The organism is Dellaglioa carnosa, from assembly GCF_026948345.1.
Taxonomy (GTDB): Bacteria; Bacillota; Bacilli; order Lactobacillales; family Lactobacillaceae; genus Dellaglioa; species Dellaglioa algida.
On record NZ_JANXLI010000001.1, the window covers coordinates 304,354 to 322,490 of the forward strand.

The following is an 18,137-nucleotide window of genomic DNA, read 5'->3' on the forward strand; positions in this document are numbered from 1 at the left end:
ACTCCTTTTTTATAATTAGATTTTTTTTATTTTAATTTGCGGTAAAATTTCATTAATTTTTTCAATAGTCGCGAGATCTTCGGAAAAGGCAGTTGCTGATCCGCAAGCGAGACCGTATTTGAAACTTTCAACTGGGTCACCTGTATTTGCAAATGTACCCGTAAATCCGGCAATCATTGAATCACCGGCACCGACAGAATTAATAACGGTACCTTTTGGCGCATTGCTTTGGTATACGGCATCTTTTGTAATTAATAAGCCACCGTTACCAGCCATTGAGATTAGGACGTGTTGTGCACCCAAGGCCAATAATTTTTGCCCATATTTGACAATGTCGCTGATGCTATCCAGCGTTACATCAAATAATTCAGCCAGTTCATGATGATTTGGCTTAACAACAAGTGGTTTTTCACCGATTGTTTTTAGTAATGCCTCACCGGTCGTATCGATAACAAATTGCGCACCTTTAGAGCGAATGACTTTAATTAATTTGTAATAAAAGTCTTGCGATAAACTTGGCACTAAACTACCGGCTAAAATAACTGTATCGGCTGAAGTTAATAAATTAAACTGATTGTTGAATTGTTCAAGTTCATCACTTGAAATTTGAGGACCTTGACCATTTATTTCAGTTTCCTGTTCAGATTTAAGTTTAATGTTAATTCTAGAATCGGCTTTTATCTGGGTAAACTGTGTATCAATATGATTAGCTTTTAATGCTGAATCAATAAATTCTCCTGTAAATCCGCCAATAAAACCGAGTGCCTTATTGGGTTGGTTTAATTCATTTAAAATTCGTGATACATTAATGCCTTTGCCACCCGGCAATTTTGTATCATAATCCATTCGGTTAACTTCTCCAAGTGTTAATTTATTTAACTGGACGATGTAATCAATGGAAGGGTTGATTGTAACTGTGTAGATCATTATTGAACCTCCTGAATTTTTGTCTTTGTTTTATAATTCTTAAGATCGTCTGTTGCTAATTTATCGGTAATGATCGTTGCACGATTAAGATCGGCAACTTTTACAAATGAAACTTGATTGAATTTCGATTGATCAGCTAAGACGTAAGTCTGTTTGCTCTGATTGATTGCGGCCAGTTTAATGGCGGCTTCTTCAGGGTCGGGTGTACTATACCCAAAATCGAGATTAATTGAATTCATGCCAAGGAATACCAGATCAAATTGAAGATTATTGATAGTTTTAATACTTTCGGCACCAACGATGGCTTTTGTATTTGCCTTTACTTGACCGCCAATGACGATTGTCTTGATGTTATGTTCTGCTAATGAAAGCGCATGATTGACACCGTTCGTAACTACAGTTAGATTTTTGACTGTCTTTAGATATGGGATCATTGCAAATGTCGTGCTACCAGCATCAAGAAAAATAACGTTATCTGGTTGAATAAGTTCTGAAGCTATTTTTGCAACAGCCGTTTTATTTAACATATTGAGAGACGATTTTTCTTCTAAATTTTCTTCAACTTTTAATAGTTGAATACTTTGCGCGCCACCATGAACTCTAAGTAACTCACCATCAGCTTCTAGTTGCTGTAGATCACGTCTGACCGTTGATTCTGATATGTTTAATTCATGACAGATATCTTGTACTTTAACGTAACCGTATTTGTCGATTTCAGATTTTATAAATTTATATCTTTCAATTGTAAGCACTTTCTCAACCCCTTATAAATAAAATAACACCAAAAACATTCAAAAGCAATCAAAATCGGTCAAAAAGGATTAAAAAAATTTAGAATGAGAAATTGGCTTGAATTTTGAAAAGAGTTAAGTAAATACATGGACAAATGACGTTATCTTCTTTAAAATAGTAAGTTAGTAGTTAACGGAAAGAAAAGGTGATTCTATGTTTATAGATCAAGTTACAATTGAAGTAAAAGCAGGTAAAGGTGGCGACGGAATGGTTGCATTTCGTCGAGAAAAATATGTACCAATGGGTGGACCAGCCGGTGGCGATGGTGGCCGTGGTGGTAGCATCGTATTTGAAGTGGATGAAGGATTAAGAACTTTAATGGATTTCAGATACAGTAAACATTTTAGAGCTGAATCTGGTGAAAAAGGAATGATTAAAGGGATGCATGGACATGGTGCACCTGATAAAAGAGTTCAAGTGCCAGAGGGAACAACAATTAAAGATGCCGAAACCGGAGCAGTTATTGCCGATCTTGTGCATAAAGGCGATTATGCTGTAGTTGCTAAGGGTGGTCGTGGTGGTCGTGGTAATATTAGATTTGCCAGTCCAAAGAATCCGGCACCAGAAATTTCTGAAAATGGTGAACCGGGAGTTGAACGTAAAATTCAGTTAGAATTAAAAGTATTGGCTGATGTTGGGTTAGTCGGATTCCCGTCTGTTGGTAAGTCAACGCTTCTTTCAGTTGTGACAAGTGCAAAACCAAAAATTGCGGACTATCACTTTACGACGCTATCACCTAATCTAGGGATGGTTCGTTTAGATAATAATCGTGATTTTGTTATTGCTGATTTACCCGGTTTGATTGAGGGAGCTTCGGTTGGCGTTGGGTTGGGAATTCAATTCCTACGTCATATTGAACGAACTCGTGTTATTCTTCACTTGGTTGACATGAACCCTGAAGAAGGGCGCGATCCATTTGATGACTATCTTAAAATTAATAAAGAATTAGAAAATTACGATCCTGAACTACTTGAACGTCCTCAACTAATTGTTGCAAGTAAGATGGATATGCCTGGGGCTGCCGAACAACTAGAAGCGTTTAAAAAACAACTGGCTGAAGATTCAACTGTCGAAGAAACGCCACGCGTCTTTTCAACATCTTCTATAACGCGTGAAGGACTTCAAACATTAATGAATGTTGCTGGTGATCTATTAGAAGAAACACCAATGTTCCCAACATTAAATATGAAGGAACAAGAAGCACAACAAAAAATCTATGACTTTGAAAAAGAACAAGAAAAATCTGCACCTGATTTTGTTATTAATAGAGATGAAGATTTGACTTGGGTACTTTCTGGAGAAAAATTAGAACGTTTGTATCAAATGACAAATATGGACCGAGAAGAAAGTTTGATGCGCTTTGCACGTCAACTTCGAGGTATGGGGGTCGACGATGCCTTACGTGAACGTGGTGCTAAAAGTGGGGATATCGTGAGAATTGATAAATTCTCATTCGAATTTGTTGAATAATTTTAGGTTAATGTATATATTTAAATAATTGATAAAATATTTACCAGTAGATTAAGGTAAGAGGAGAACGGAACAGGATGGAAAAGAAGAAACGATTAAAAAATGCCAGATACATTACTGGTTTTGATGGCGTAAGGACATTGGCTGTTATTGGGGTTATCCTTTATCATCTTGTGCCATCAAGTTTACAAGGTGGTTACTTAGGTGTTCCAATATTTTTCGTAGTATCTGGTTACTTAATTACTGATTTGCTTAATCAAGAGTGGCAACAAAATAATAAAATTGACATTCTAGGATTTTATGTACGACGGGTTCGACGACTCTATCCGGCGTTATTGGCAATGTTGGTTACAACTATTGCCTACATAACGCTTTTTCAAAGAGATTTGTTAACAAATATTAAAGAGATATTTGCCTCAAATTTATTATATGTTTACAATTGGTTTCAGGTCCTTCACAAAGAATCGTATTTTGATCATTTTGGAACTCCGTCTCCTTTTACACATCTTTGGTCACTCTCAATTGAAGGTCAGTATTACCTTTTCTGGCCAATTATTGTGGCGTTACTTGTTGTTTTTCTAAAACAAAAACAGCGTATTTTTAATCTTATTTTTATACTGGCGTTCATCTCTGCGTTACTTATGGCGTTTTTATATAAAACGGGTTCAGATCCAAGTCGTGTCTACTATGGTACGGATACAAGAATGTTTTCAATTCTACTTGGTTCGGCGCTTTCATTTATTTGGCCAAGTAGTGCTTTGAAAAAAGAAATATCAAATAAAGGTCGAATTGTATTAGATGCGTTGGGAGTCTCCTCGCTTCTAGCAATAATTCTAGTGTTCTTTACTATGTCTGATCAAAGTTCACTCGTTTATCGCGGTGGGATGTTTTTCTTTTCAGTTTTAGTGATGATTTTTGTTGCAACTGTTGCCCATCCTGGAGCTGATATGAATAAACTGATGACTAATCCGCTTTTTACTTGGATTGGTAAGAGAAGTTACGGTATTTATTTGTATCAATTTCCAATAATGGTCTTCTATGAATCAAAAATTCAAAGTATTGGATCTCATCCGTGGAGAAACGCATTAATTGAAATTGCTATGATTTTAATAGTAAGTGATTTATCGTATCGTTTCTTGGAAAGACCTTTACAACGATTTGACTATAAACAAACCTTTAAAGCTATTAAATCAGCCTTTATTGGCGGTACGAAAAATAGCCGTCAAAAGATTACTGTTATTATGGGGTTATTAGTTATCGGGGTTGCTGCGTTTGGAATGGTTGTCGTTCCTCAGGCTACTGCTACCGGTTCAAATGACTTACAAGCTAATATTAGTAAGAACGCAAAGATAGCTGAAAAGAAAAATGCAACTGCCCTGAAAAAGACAAGTTCTTCCGAGTCTAAAAAAACGGATTCAAGTAAAAAGACATCAAGTGCTAAGAAGGAGTCCAAGGCACCTGCCGAAAAACAAAGCCCAACGTCATTGACAAAGGCTGAAGTTCAAAAAGCGTCAAATGTGTACGCAACAGCAATTGGAGATTCCGTCTTAGCGGACGGGGCAGACTTGTTACAAGATGCCTTACCTCATATGTATGTGGACGCCAAGGTTGGACGTCAGGTGTATAATGCTGCCGATGATATTAAGGCGCTTGATGCCCAAGGTAAACTACAGGATAACGTGCTTGTTGGTTTGGGAACTAATAGTCCATTTACAACCGATCAATTTGATGAGGTTATGGATGCGATTGGGTCTAAGAGACAAGTTTACTGGATTAATGTGCACGTCCCAACAAGACGTTGGGAAGGCCCTGTTAACAGTATGTTAGAATCGCAAAAGAAAAAATATCCAAATCTTCATATAATTGATTGGCACTCATACAGTAAAAATAATACGGATTGGTTCTATGATGATAATGTTCATCCTGATCCAGATGGTTCAAAGTACTATGCAACGTATATAGCACGAGAATTAATTAAAAATATGTAGAAGTAAAATACCGTTAAACCATCTATATTGGTTTAACGGTATTTTACTTCTACGCTAGGATCAGTTTATTTTGATCAATTCTATATCCTAAAATTAAATGTTTTTCTCCATCAATCGTTTTAATAAAGAGATTTTTTTGACGATTTTCTGAACTCGATATCTGGAGTAAATCGCTAAGAGATAGTGCATTTTTAGTAGGGTCCACTTGTAAAATAAAATAGTCTGATATACTAATTACCTTTGAAATAGGGTAAAATATACTATTAGTAGTGTAATATAATTTTAAGTTTTTATTTAAATCGCCAGTCGCTAACTCTAAATCAATCATTCGCATATTCTTTAACCAACCTTTAATGAGTTTATATAGTTATTATGCATTTTATTGAATGCAAAAGAAAGGATTGAGAACAAAATGCCAAGAGGATTAATTATTGAAGATGATACAATTATCTCCGCTAATATTGTTGAAGCAACAACCAAAATTATGACGTTAGAACAAGCCTTTGATGGTGAGGAAGGTCTATTTAAAGCGTCACAAAATATTTACGATATTATTATCTTAGATTTAATGCTTCCAAAAATTTCAGGATTTGACGTGTTAAAAAAAATTAGAGAATACAAAATCGATACTGCGGTATTAATTTTATCCGCAAAGGATAGTGTACATGATAAAATTGATGGCTTTAATTTAGGTGCGGATGACTATTTAGCTAAACCGTTTAATTTAAATGAGCTACAGATGCGAATAAAAGCGTTACTAAAACGAACGATGAAATTTGAGATGGATAGCGAGTTGAAGTATAAGGACATGATTTTATCAGATAATAGAACAATTATTTCTGGTGATCAGTCAATAAATTTACCGGGAAAAGAATATGAGTTTTTGACGTATTTGTTGGAAAATAAGAATACTATCTTAACGAAAGAACAAATATTTGATCGTGTTTGGGGATTTACATCTGACACAAGTATTACAGTTGTAGAGGTATATATGAGTAATATAAGAAAAAAATTAAAAACAATTGGGTATGAAAAAATGATTCGAACAATTCGAAATGTTGGTTATTTGGTTGAACCTGATGAAAAATAAAGCAAGTAGGAATACACGAATAAAATTATTTCTTGTATACCTTTTTAGCTTTAGTATCATTTTTGTTACGCTTGGATCAATCGTTTATCAGTCATTTAATGATGCGTTAACTGTCAACGTCGATACATCAATGAAGAAACAAATTAAAAGAATAAAATATTCTAAGTATGACGTTATTTCTAATTTTGATGATAGCCCATTATTGAAACAAGCGCCTGATTTTAAAGTTTATCAAATATTATGGTCAGAAGACGGAAAAATAACGAATAAAAGCGCAATGGGGACGAGATACCCGGTATTTAGCAAAATACCATTTGTAAAATCTGATTTAAATAAATTTAAAACAATCAAACAAAAAAATGGTCCCACGTTTAGATCTTACTTGATGAGGGTTCCGGATTCAGCCGTATCAAAATGGCATAAAGCACAGTATATTCAAATTATTGAAAATATTGAAATTAATCAAAATTCGTTAACTAGTTTTAGAAATATTTTACTAGTTTCCTTGCTTATTTTTGGTATGTTATCAATTGCGCTAAGTTTTATTTTATCGTCAATCAGTATCAAACCAACAATAAATGCGTGGAATAAGCAAAGAGAATTTGTTGACAACGCGGCACATGAATTGAGAACACCTTTAACAATCGTGCAAAACAAACTAGAATATTTGTTAACAAAACCGGATGCTAAAATTATTGATGAAAGTGAATCAATTGCAACTTCATTAAGTGAAATTCGACGTTTAAATAACTTAACGAAAGATTTATTGTTATTGGCTAATTCAGATTCACATACCAGCGTGTTTCACTTCAAGCGTGTTCCCGCTAAGACTTACTTTGAGGATATAGTTAAACCATATGCTGATATTGCACTGAGCCAGGATAAACAGTTTAGTTTTCAAATCAGCGTTTCAAGTAAATATATTCATATAGACGAGGACAGGATTCATCAATTAATTGTGATATTGCTTGATAATGCATTAAAGTACACAGTTGCGGGAAATGAAATATCATTTATCGTAGTAGAGACAACTAAACAACTGGTTATTCAGGTGATTAATGACGGCGAAAATATTAGTGATGCGCACAAAAAGATAATTTTCCAACGTTTTTATAGAGAAGAAAAATCTCGAAATCGAAAAACGGGTGGTAACGGGTTAGGATTATCAATTGCCAAATGGATTGTTGACGAACATAAAGGTAAGATAGAAGTTAGAAATAAAATGCCAAAAGGTGTTATTTTTGAAGTTGTACTACCAGTGAAATTAAATGAATAATTAAGGATAGGTCAACGATATGGAATTAGAGTTTTTAGGAACGGGCGCAGGTGCACCTGCAAAGAATAGAAATGTCACTAGTATCGCGTTAAAGCTACTTGATGAACGAAATAGCGTATGGTTGTTTGATGCTGGAGAAGCAACGCAACATCAAATACTACAAACAACAATAAAACCTCGAAAAATCGAAAAAATATTTATTACTCATTTACACGGTGATCATATTTTTGGATTACCCGGTCTTTTGAGTAGTCGGTCTTTTCAGGGTGGTAATGGGCCATTAACAATTTTTGGACCAAAGGGAATCAAAAATTTCGTTAAGACAAGTTTACAAGTATCTGAAACGAAATTGTCGTATACAATTAAATTTGTGGAACTTGATAAACCGGGATTAATCTTTGAGGATAGTACATTTAAAGTATATTTTGATTATTTAGATCATCGAATTTTAAGCGTTGGTTATCGAATTATTGAACATGATTACGCGGGCGAATTGCAGATAGATAAGCTTAAAGAATTAAATGTTCCGTCGGGTCCAATCTACGGAGAATTAAAGTCAGGTAAGACAGTCCAATTAGAAGATGGTACAAAATTAGATGGAAATGATTTTTTGGGTAAAACTAAAAAAGGTCGTATTGTCACCATATTGGGTGATACAAGAAAAACGAAAAATAGTTATACTTTAGCGGAAAATGCGGATGTGCTAGTTCATGAAAGTACATTTGAAAAATCTGAATCAAGAATGGCCAGAAATTATTATCATACAACCAGCGCACAGGCAGCCGAAATTGCTAAAAAATCAAACGTCAAAATGCTATTATTAACGCATATATCAGCGAGATATGTTGGCAAAATGGCAATTAATTTGCAAAACGAAGCAAGGAACGTTTTTAAAAATACAACGGTCGTCAGAGATTTTGATGTGATCAATGTACCGTTTTCACAAAAGGAAGAAGTCAATGATTAGTCAATATAAAGAATTGAAAGACTTGCGAAATAGAATCGTTTTAATTAGCGGTGGCTCAAGTGGACTAGGTAAAGAAATGGCATATGAAGTTGCTAGAAAAGGTGCAATAGTTGTTGTTTGTGCCCGACAAATGGATAAATTATTAGAAGTTAAAGAAACGTGCCAACGTTTATCCGGTCGGTTAGCTTATGCAATGGAATGTGATGTGTCTGATCCAATTCAAATTGAACAGATGGTTGAAACCATTGAATCTTCTATTGGTTCAATCGATGTCCTTATTAATAATGCCGGATTTGGATTAATGGAAAATGCATTAACTTTTGATATGAATATTGCTGAGAAAATGATCAGAGTAAATTTATTAGGATTAATATATATGACACAAAATGTGGCCATAAATATGGCTAACAGAAAATGCGGGGTGATTGTCAACATTGCCTCTGTTGCCGGTAAAATCGCAACGCCTAAGTCGGCAATTTATTCTGCAACGAAATTTGGCGTTCTCGGGTACTCTAATGCCTTAAGATTAGAATTAAAACCTCTGGGTATTAAGGTGATGACCGTTAACCCGGGTCCGATTGATACCAATTTCTTTAAAATTGCTGATAAAAAGGGTGAATATTTAAAAAATATTGGATCTATGTTATTGAACCCCAGTCATGTTGCCCAAATTGTTGTAAAAAATATTAGTACAAATAAACGCGAAATTAATTTACCATATTACATGGAAATGGCTAATTTGGGATATACAATATTCCCAAGAATGGGCGATTTGTTGGCGGGAACCATATTTAATAAAAAATAATGAGGTGGAGTTATGAAGAAACAATGGCGTACGATTATTGCATTATTTATTGTTATCATAATTGCAATTTTTTCAGTTTTAAACGTGAAAGAAGTTTCAATTAACTTTTGGTTCACCCAGATTAGAATGCCAATGATTCTTATTTTACTGCTTTCGATTTTTGCAGGAGCATTATTGATAGGTCTTTTAACAACGAGCGCAACATTGAAATTAAAGAAAGATAACACTGATTTAAACCAGCAGGTAGCTGAGTGGAACAAGAATTTTGATAAAACATTGGCTGACAAAACGGAAAAGATGAAATCTAATCATAGAAAAGAAGTTCAGTTGTTGCAAAATGAGATTAAAACATTGAATGCAGAAAATAAGAATCACAAATAAAGTCGAGGGTTAAAATGATTGAAGCAAAATATAATTGGAAATTATTAGATCTAGGTGACGAGACAATCCCAAGTGAGGTGTTCGAGAACATTCAGTTGGATCGTTCATTGATTGCATTATTGTGGAGTCGCGGTTTTACGTCTCAAAAAGCAATTACTGACTTTTTAAATGCGGGTGCAGAGAATATACATGACCCAATGCTTATGAATGACATGAGCAGAGGTATTGAGCGTATTCAACTAGCAATTGTAGAAAATCAAAAAATTACTATCTACGGTGATTATGACGCCGACGGGCTCACAAGTACTTCAATTATGTTTGAGGTACTTAGCGATATGGGTGCCGATGTGGAAACTTATATACCTAACCGTTTTATTGACGGATATGGACCGAATATTGCGGCATACCAAAAATTAATTGATAATGGGACTAATCTGATTGTCACAGTTGATAATGGTGTATCAGGCAACGAAGCAATTGAGTTTGCTCAGTCTCAAGGCGTGGATGTTGTCGTAACTGATCATCATGAGTTACCGGAAGTTTTACCCAATGCTTATGCGATTATCCACCCACGTTATCCTGGAGGTAACTATCCATTTGGAGATTTATCAGGTGCTGGAGTGGCTTTTAAGGTTGCCAGTGCACTCACAGGGGAATTATCCGAGGAGTTGCTGGACTTAGTAGCAATCGGAACAATAGCAGATCTAGTTTCTCTAACGGATGAGAATCGGGCACTTGCAAGTTTTGGTTTGAAGGTTTTACAACAGACGTTGAGGCCTGGATTAATTTCATTAATGGAAGTTGCCGGGTTGAGTCAGGAATCGGTCGATGAAAAAGATATCGGATTTGGTATTGCACCAAGGTTAAATGCGGTTGGCAGATTGGGAGATGCAAATCTTGGGGTTGAACTATTGACCAGTTTGGATGATGAACGTGCGCAGGAATTAGCAGATTTCGTTCAATCTGAAAACGTTCGTCGACAAAAAATAGTATCAGATATTTCAGAATTAGCTTTGAATCAAGCTGAATCAGAAAGTAACAAACGTAAAAAGACGTTAGTACTTTCTGGAGAAAATTGGCATGAAGGTGTTTTGGGTATTGTTGCTAGTCGGATTGTTGAAGTAACCGGTAAACCAACGATTGTTTTAAACCTAGATACAAAAAAAGGACAAGCTAAAGGTTCGGGACGAAGTGTTTCAGATTTCCATTTGTATAACGCAATCAATAAACATAAAGAAATAACGTCGCATTTTGGTGGGCATCATATGGCTGTTGGGTTGACGCTTCCAACTGAAAACTTAGATCAGCTTGGTACTGCATTAGAAAATGAAGCAAACAAGCAGGATCTTCAGTTAGACAATAAGTCAGATAAAGTAATTACGAGCGTTTTAAACGTCGACCAACTAACGTTAGATTTTTATAAAGATATTGAAAAATTAAAACCATTTGGTACGGGCAATGAAAAGCCTGTTTTTGAACTAGATTATAAAGTGATGCAAAATGTTAAGGCAATAGGTAAAACTGGAAATCATTTAAAATTTGAACTTATTGGTGAAAGAGAGAGAATTAGTGGAATCTCATTTTCAAACGGGAAATATGTAGAAGATTTACAAAATGCCTCAAACAAAATTAAAATAATTGGTGAGGTTGAAAAGAACGTTTGGATGAATAAAACAAGCCTACAATTGATGATTCAGGATATTAAATCTGAAGGTACTACAATTATCGATGCACGGACGGATCATGTAACCGATGATTTATTTCGAAGTGAAGGCCTGTATATATTTTGGAATCGAAAGCATTATGAACAACTGGAACGATTCGCATCAAGTAAAAAGATTTTTAAACTAGCTGATGAAATTAAGAGTGTGATCGATTTTGATAAACAAAAAACGATTGTGCTTGTGGATTGTCCAAGTTCTTTAGATCAACTATCCACGATATTACGCATAACTGACATTGATAAAGTAATTGCTGTATTTTTTAAATCTGATAGTGCTTATTTGGACGGTATGCCAACAAGAGAACAATATGCCAATCTATACAAATTTGTGGTGAGTCATAAAGATGTTGATATTAATAATCAATTAAATGTATTATCCGACTTTTTAAAGATAAAGAAAAATTTATTAATATTCATGATTAAGGTGTTTTTAGAGATGGAGTTTGTTAAAATAAAAGATGGATTAATGACGGGCCAAAAAGTTTCAAATAAAACGAGTATTGAGGAAACTGCTGCTTACGGGTTAAGAAATAACCGAATGTTGGCTGAAGAGAAGTTAATTTACTCAAAAGAAAATGACATGAAAAAGTGGATACTTAGTCAAATGAATATAGAAGATTAAAGGAGCGTTTATTAAATGGTATTAGATTTAACAAAGTATATCGCAGCAATTCCTGATTATCCGGAAAAAGGAGTTGTTTTTAGAGACATTTCGCCCTTGATGGCCGATGGTGCTGCTTATCGTGAAGCAACAAACAAAATTGTTGAGTATGCTAAAAGTAAAGATGTTGAAATGATTGTCGGACCAGAAGCGCGAGGATTCATTGTTGGATGTCCCGTTGCCTATGATTTAGGGGTTGGCTTTGCACCAGCCAGAAAAAAAGGTAAATTGCCTCGCGAGACTGTTGAGGCTAAGTATGCATTGGAGTATGGTGAATCTGCACTATACATGCATAAAGACGCTGTAAAACCGGGTCAAAGGGTTTTAGTTACAGATGACCTTCTGGCAACTGGTGGTACAATTGCGGCAACAATTGAATTAGTTGAAAAATTAGGCGGTATCGTCGTAGGAACTGCTTTCTTTATTGAACTTGATGATTTAAAGGGCCGTAATAAAATAGAAGATTATGATATTTTTAGTTTAATGAACTATTAAATTAATGATTTTAAAAAGAGCGTTTCAATATGGAGCGCTCTTTTTATGTATTCTCTTGTAATTTAGGCAACAGACGTATAAAATTTAAATCATATATTTATACGTAAGGGGTATTTAAATGATCGCGCAAACATTTTATTTAATTGTTTTAATTATCTGGTCAGCTATGATTGGCTTGACTATTTGGGATATAGGGCTAATTAATTTTTTAAAATATGTATTTACCACCGCAAAAATTCCATTTCAAAATAGATTTCAGCATCCTTTTTTAACCTTTTTGGTCATTCAAGAAAAAGAACAAAAATCATATTTCTATGCGTTAAGTTTCTTGATGTGCACGATTTTAGGTTTAATGTTATGGCCGTCTTTATTAATTTTGAGACTCATGACATTTACCATTGCATCGTTACTATTCTGTTATAGCTTTTTTTCATATTTAAAATTATTTCCTAAACAAACAAAAATTTGGCAGATTGAATCTTATTTGTTATTACTTATTACAACTTTTATTTTTTATTTAATTAATTACATGAATTTAATTACACCGTTGTCAGAGGGGACTGTTATCTCTGCGTTTATACTGGGTATTATTATTATTACGTTTAGCTCATTTTATTTATTGAAATTACTTTCATATATTGTTAAAAATAATTTTGCACATACCATACAAGTTATTGCTGAGTTTGCACTAAATATTTTTTATGAAGGGTTACTCGTGGGAACTTCACTGATAGGGGTCTTAGGCGGTGAAGTAAAGGTTACTGAATTTGTTTCAAAACTACCAAGTACACATGTTGTTGATCATCTGGTTGCTATTTCATATTATGGATTGAGCGATTTTTTCGGTGATCCGATTAATTCAATTCAAAACGTACAATCGTATCCAACAATAATTTTGTATATCCATCTGCTAAGCTTGTTATTTGGTGCGAGTTACACGTGGATATTCCTTGCTAATTTAATTAGTATTGATAATAACTAAATGAATTTTGCAATTATAGTAAAAAGTTGATATACTAAATAAAGTTATTTTGGAGAGTTGGCAGAGTGGTAATGCACCGGACTCGAAATCCGGCGAACGCTGTAATGGCGCGCGCAGGTTCAAATCCTGTACTCTCCTTTTTGAACGTATTTTAGAACATTTTTAAAAATTAAAAAGTCTTACTTAAACGCTGCTAAATCAGCGTTTAAGTAAGACTTTTTGTTTTATGTGCTTTATTAGAACATCTAAGAAAATATAAACGTGACACACAAAAGTCACACATAATCACACAAGCTTTGATAATGCCTTTAATGTTTTATCTGCCTCTTGTTGTTCCATCGAGTTTAGTAAATGGGCATAGACACGTTGAGTCACTAAAACATTTTTATGGCCAAGTCTTTTTGAAATGTAAAAAATATCTACATTCTCTGAAATGAGATAAGAAGCATGAGTGTGGCGAAGACCGTGAAAAGTAATGGGTGATGATATAGCTAATTCTTTTTCTAGGTTGCTGAGCATTTTATTAACTGCAGACGAAGAAGGGACTTCACGACGATTATTAATAAAGATTAAGTTTTTAACATTACGCCAACCCGTTTTTAATTGATACTCACTTTGCTGTTGTTTTAAATTAATAAGGGCATCAGAAAGCTCTTGATTAATATCAATCAGTCTAATGGAAGATTCTGTTTTAGTTGGTTTAAAATTATGGGTATACATGTAATCCCAAGATTTATTAATATTAATGGTATTTTTTTCGAAATCAATATCGTCCCAGGTTAAAGCTAATATTTCAGAGAAACGTGCGCCCGTTAAAATACCGGTTAAAATGATGTATTTTGAAACAGAAGTAAATGAGGCACTACTTTGAGTCGCTTTTTTTAATTTAATTAAGTCGGATAATTCAAGAAACTTTAGATTGCTGGACTTGGGATTTTTACCACTGATAATGACGTTATTAGTAAAGTTGGCATAGATTATCTGGTCGTCAATTGCCGATTGAACAGCAGCTCTTATATAGCTATTGGTTTTACCGACGGTATCTTTAGAACGCTCTTTGCGGATACCAGTTTTTTTATCATGATCACCAAGAGCGTATTCATTAATAAATGCTTGATAATCACTTTTACGAATATCTTTTAACTTGGTGTTATTAAAATATTTAACGATCACTTTATCTATGGTCCGGTAACGTGATTCTGTTACATTGGCGTGTCGACCAGATTTATATAGTTCAATCCATTGTCTGTAATAGTCAATTAATGAGATAGATTCATCAAGAAGGTCAGCGCCACGATTCTTTTTGCGTTCAACTTCTGAGGCAGCCAATTCAGCAGCTCTTTTAAGTTCAAATCCAGAACCACTTGCAGATTTTCGATTTCCATCATTATCTCGATAATTGACCCGATATGCCCATTTACCACTTCGTTTATAAATTTCTGCCATTGCGAAAACCTCCATTTTCGGATAAAATAGGTAAAGAAAATAAGCCTATGTATATAGACGATTTTTTTGTTAAGAGTCATCCTGACTTTTCGACGAGTAGGGGATGGCTCTTTTTTTGTGTTTAAATTATTGCTAATAAGAAAAACAAAATGATAATTCCAATTATTAAACAACCACATCCTGTTATAGCGCTACCGGCACTAGATAGTGAATCTCCAGTTTTACTGAGAGAATTTCCCACTTTTGTAAATGAACTGTTTTCTACATAGAATTTTTTAACACTTGGTAAAAATAATGATTCAAATTCCGGTTCGCCATTATAAAATATTTTTCTGCCGCAACTCTTGCAGAATCTTTCTCCTTCAAGATGACCTTTGCAGAAGGGACATTGTATGTTTGTTTCACCATTATCGAAGTGAGACTTTCCAATTTTTGAGAATCCGTCATAATCACTTTGTTCTGAATATGTATCAGTCACTTCATAACTCCTTTCCTATTTTTTATTTAATTTTGATTAATAAACACCATAGTTAATTCGCCATCAGTATTTAATTGATATCTAATTTTATAGTTTTTATTCAACTTGTCAGAATGGTAAATAAATTCCTTGTTTGAAATAGTTTGCTTTAACTTCGCATCTGGTGCCGTATAGTCTGTTATTTGTTCGTTAATTGCCTCTTCATCTAGAGATAAAGAATATGGTAATTCTCGAGAATCTATTTTAACAACTTTTACACTGTTGTCTTCGCCAACGCTATAACCAATTTTTAAACCGCTGACTGTTTGTACATGATATCCAGCTGATCGTTCATCAAATCCGTCATCTTTAAATTGGCCATAAACAGTATTTGAAGCACTAGAATGGGCTTTTTTAATTGATTCGCTAGCAGCTTTAGCTTCTTCCTTTTTAGATTCAGCTTTTTCTGATGATTCGGAAGCCAGAGAATCTTTTTTTGATTCTGCTAAGTCAGAAGAAGCCATTTCATCTGCTTCTTTACCATCATCAGTAAATTTTTTTATTTGAATTTCAGTATAATTGAATTTAGTAAGATCAACTGTTCGTTCAACTTGTTTTTTTATTGTTTTAGATATGATCGTGTCTTTGGGATTTTCAATAGATAATTTTTTTTGATTAGATATACCAAAAATATAGAAAGATAAGGACATTTTAGTAGTATATACATCGCGAGAGTCTATACTACGAGGAGATAAGCGTAATGTAAATTGATTGTTGTCAACGGTTGATACGTAGGTACCTTCCTCCATTTTAAATGAATCATTAGTATATGCATTATTAATGAATTTATTTGGTAATACTGCTGCTATAATAGTTCCATTAGGTGCTTTCGTTGTACCATGAGCAAGCCAATCCCCATCGTTTTGTGGTGAAATTTTGGTAATCTTCACCTTATACATCCTTTCAGAATCAGATTTAGATTCTTTCGGCGTAGCATCTTTCTGATTTTTACAGGCGGATAGCAACAAGGTGGCTACCCCCAAGACCCCCAGTAGTCTTATAAATTTTTTCATTTTGTTCCTCCAAAGTTTTAATCTTCTAACTGATCATTAAATTCTCGTGCCACATCATACAATAGCCATTCAGGGACATTGTAATATTCCATGAACGTATTTGGGTTAGTAGGCATTTGAATACTCATGAGAAGTTTTATTGCGTTTCTGTGCGCATTTATTTCTTCTTTCTTTCTACTATAGGGACTAAACTGGTACGCAGTTTGTGAGTCTGAATCGCCATATAGAATATGACTTAATTCGTGAGCCATTCTATATAAGTAGGAAACATCTGTCGATGCATTCACATTCATTAGAATACCCCTGTTGTTAATAACAGCTATATCAGGGTTATCAGCCGTTAACATCTCGTTTTCAATTACTGTGATATTATTCTTCGCAGCGATAGAAAGGAGGTTGTCTTTAATTTCTAAATACATACTCATCCATTATCTCTCCCGTTTTTATTTTTAAGGAATTCGATAAAGTCCAAAACTTGTTCCTCCAAAGTTTATATTATGTAAAACTGAACAATAAAAAATACCATTTACGTGTAGTATTCATACGATTGTTAGAATCAATTTCTATATAGATGGACCCATATGGGAAAATGATCTGAGGGTAAAGTAAAAATTTAGATAATAAATCATTTACAAGACAGCGTTGATATACTTGGTACCGTTGACGTCGGTGTCTTTACTTAGTTTAAAATCAACTGTTCTTAGGTATGATTTTGCTTTATGTTATTTCCTTGAGCAGGTGATTGTAATGTTCAAACATTGATTCTCTGTCCTTTGATAGCCGTTTGGATTTGAAACGCAATAAGTTTATACCGTTAATCTCAATATCCGCATGGAATTCAATTACTAAGATACCCGAAACATAATTAAAAATTATTAAAATATGGGATAACGCCTTTCAATTTTAGCACATAAAGGTGTATAAAAATACGGAAAATTAGTGAGCTATGCCAGTAGCTTAGGGATTGGGATGCATTACTTAAATACTTTTTACGAGATTTGAAAATAAAATTAATTATTTATGCGTCGATATAAAATAATCAAATAAAAAAAGTCATCACACACGAAGTATTGGTTCCGTGTGTGATGACTTTTAGAATCATTTTAGTCCTATATCTAATGTTATATTTATATAAATAGTACACAAAATAAGATAACCGAGCCTTAAACTTATCGTCAAATTGACCAATATCTAAATAGGTAACTCGATCAGTTTTAATAAGAATAAGATGAATATGACGAGTTAGCTAATCCGGCAATAATAGCAGCAATAAAAAAGAAATATAAAAGAATACCAGCAATGCTAAGAATAAAAGTAATGATTCCAGCAACGTTCCATGTTTTTTGAACAGCTTTGAATGTCTCGACGTCTTTGTAGTCACCTTTTTGCCAAGCCCATTCATTACCTTTAAAACCGATAATAAAAATCCAAACGATATTGAAAATTGGGATGAGAACTAGTAAAGGAAGGTACGTTTTATTAGCAATTCCCCAAATCCAGTTGTACATAAATGCACCCCAGTTCCAGCCTTTAACTTCCTGTGGGACAACATTACCATTTTCTTCCATCATAATTAAGACCCTTTCAATCAGCTTTTAGCGTGA

General features: G+C 34.1%; 18 protein-coding genes and 1 tRNA gene. 11 read left to right on the plus strand and 8 right to left on the minus strand.

What is annotated here, in order from left to right; all coding sequences use genetic code 11:
* Nucleotides 1–15 precede the first annotated feature (15 nt).
* The gene (gene pfkB, locus N0K80_RS01475; protein ID WP_269023554.1) at nucleotides 16–927 is read right to left on the minus strand and encodes a 1-phosphofructokinase; all 912 of its coding nucleotides are present in this window, start codon (nucleotides 925–927) and stop codon (nucleotides 16–18) included.
* Nucleotides 927–1,679 carry a DeoR/GlpR family DNA-binding transcription regulator gene (locus tag N0K80_RS01480; RefSeq protein ID WP_269023555.1) on the minus strand — a complete coding sequence of 251 codons (753 nt, stop codon included), beginning with the start codon at nucleotides 1,677–1,679 and terminating at the stop codon, nucleotides 927–929. Before N0K80_RS01480 ends, pfkB begins: the two co-directional genes overlap by 1 nt.
* A gap of 193 nt (nucleotides 1,680–1,872) precedes the next feature.
* Here N0K80_RS01480 and obgE point away from each other — a divergent pair, with 193 nt between their 5' ends.
* On the plus strand, nucleotides 1,873–3,189 hold the full coding sequence (gene obgE / locus N0K80_RS01485) for a GTPase ObgE (protein ID WP_146342193.1): 1,317 nt from the start codon (nucleotides 1,873–1,875) through the stop codon (nucleotides 3,187–3,189).
* A 77-nt stretch (nucleotides 3,190–3,266) separates the two neighbouring features.
* Nucleotides 3,267–5,177: an acyltransferase family protein gene (locus N0K80_RS01490; protein ID WP_269023556.1), complete on the plus strand. Its 1,911-nt coding sequence runs from the start codon at nucleotides 3,267–3,269 to the stop codon at nucleotides 5,175–5,177.
* 49 nt (nucleotides 5,178–5,226) lie between these two features.
* On the opposite strand, the gene N0K80_RS01495 is transcribed toward N0K80_RS01490, so the two are convergent.
* Nucleotides 5,227–5,505, minus strand: a complete 279-nt coding sequence (locus N0K80_RS01495; protein WP_269026177.1) for a hypothetical protein — start codon at nucleotides 5,503–5,505, stop codon at nucleotides 5,227–5,229.
* 84 nt (nucleotides 5,506–5,589) lie between these two features.
* Between N0K80_RS01495 and N0K80_RS01500 the strand changes: the two genes are divergently transcribed.
* The 9 genes from N0K80_RS01500 (at nucleotide 5,590) to N0K80_RS01540 (ending at nucleotide 13,695) form a co-directional block, all read left to right on the plus strand.
* Nucleotides 5,590–6,267: a response regulator transcription factor gene (locus tag N0K80_RS01500; RefSeq protein WP_146342190.1), complete on the plus strand. Its 678-nt coding sequence runs from the start codon at nucleotides 5,590–5,592 to the stop codon at nucleotides 6,265–6,267.
* The gene (locus N0K80_RS01505; protein WP_269023558.1) at nucleotides 6,257–7,543 is read left to right on the plus strand and encodes a sensor histidine kinase; all 1,287 of its coding nucleotides are present in this window, start codon (nucleotides 6,257–6,259) and stop codon (nucleotides 7,541–7,543) included. The genes N0K80_RS01500 and N0K80_RS01505 overlap by 11 nt, the downstream gene beginning before the upstream one ends.
* A 19-nt stretch (nucleotides 7,544–7,562) precedes the next feature.
* The gene (gene rnz, locus N0K80_RS01510) at nucleotides 7,563–8,510 is read left to right on the plus strand and encodes a ribonuclease Z (RefSeq protein ID WP_057973932.1); all 948 of its coding nucleotides are present in this window, start codon (nucleotides 7,563–7,565) and stop codon (nucleotides 8,508–8,510) included.
* The gene (locus N0K80_RS01515; protein WP_269023728.1) at nucleotides 8,506–9,315 is read left to right on the plus strand and encodes an SDR family NAD(P)-dependent oxidoreductase; all 810 of its coding nucleotides are present in this window, start codon (nucleotides 8,506–8,508) and stop codon (nucleotides 9,313–9,315) included. The genes rnz and N0K80_RS01515 overlap by 5 nt, the downstream gene beginning before the upstream one ends.
* 12 nt (nucleotides 9,316–9,327) lie before the next feature.
* Complete coding sequence (locus N0K80_RS01520) at nucleotides 9,328–9,696, plus strand: LapA family protein (RefSeq protein WP_269007751.1); 369 nt, start codon at nucleotides 9,328–9,330, stop codon at nucleotides 9,694–9,696.
* Nucleotides 9,697–9,710: 14 nt separating this feature from the next.
* Nucleotides 9,711–12,041 (plus strand): single-stranded-DNA-specific exonuclease RecJ, encoded by a 2,331-nt coding sequence (recJ, locus tag N0K80_RS01525; protein ID WP_269023559.1) that lies wholly within the window; start codon nucleotides 9,711–9,713, stop codon nucleotides 12,039–12,041.
* Nucleotides 12,042–12,056: 15 nt separating this feature from the next.
* Nucleotides 12,057–12,575: an adenine phosphoribosyltransferase gene (locus N0K80_RS01530; protein WP_146342185.1), complete on the plus strand. Its 519-nt coding sequence runs from the start codon at nucleotides 12,057–12,059 to the stop codon at nucleotides 12,573–12,575.
* Nucleotides 12,576–12,693: 118 nt separating this feature from the next.
* The gene (locus N0K80_RS01535; protein ID WP_146342184.1) at nucleotides 12,694–13,557 is read left to right on the plus strand and encodes a hypothetical protein; all 864 of its coding nucleotides are present in this window, start codon (nucleotides 12,694–12,696) and stop codon (nucleotides 13,555–13,557) included.
* Nucleotides 13,558–13,608: 51 nt separating this feature from the next.
* A tRNA-Ser gene (locus N0K80_RS01540) sits at nucleotides 13,609–13,695 on the plus strand.
* A gap of 147 nt (nucleotides 13,696–13,842) precedes the next feature.
* Here the strand turns inward: N0K80_RS01540 and N0K80_RS01545 are convergent.
* The 5 genes from N0K80_RS01545 to N0K80_RS01565 form a co-directional block, all read right to left on the minus strand.
* On the minus strand, nucleotides 13,843–15,003 hold the full coding sequence (locus N0K80_RS01545; RefSeq protein ID WP_269023560.1) for a site-specific integrase: 1,161 nt from the start codon (nucleotides 15,001–15,003) through the stop codon (nucleotides 13,843–13,845).
* A 121-nt stretch (nucleotides 15,004–15,124) separates the two neighbouring features.
* Entirely contained in the window at nucleotides 15,125–15,481 is a 357-nt protein-coding gene (locus N0K80_RS01550; protein WP_269023561.1) for a hypothetical protein, read from the minus strand.
* A 26-nt stretch (nucleotides 15,482–15,507) separates the two neighbouring features.
* On the minus strand, nucleotides 15,508–16,533 hold the full coding sequence (locus N0K80_RS01555) for a hypothetical protein (RefSeq protein WP_269023562.1): 1,026 nt from the start codon (nucleotides 16,531–16,533) through the stop codon (nucleotides 15,508–15,510).
* A 17-nt stretch (nucleotides 16,534–16,550) separates the two neighbouring features.
* Nucleotides 16,551–16,958: an ImmA/IrrE family metallo-endopeptidase gene (locus N0K80_RS01560; RefSeq protein WP_269023563.1), complete on the minus strand. Its 408-nt coding sequence runs from the start codon at nucleotides 16,956–16,958 to the stop codon at nucleotides 16,551–16,553.
* Nucleotides 16,959–17,747: 789 nt separating this feature from the next.
* Entirely contained in the window at nucleotides 17,748–18,101 is a 354-nt protein-coding gene (locus N0K80_RS01565) for a ribonuclease G (RefSeq protein WP_269023729.1), read from the minus strand.
* Between the last annotated feature and the right edge of the window lie 36 nt (nucleotides 18,102–18,137).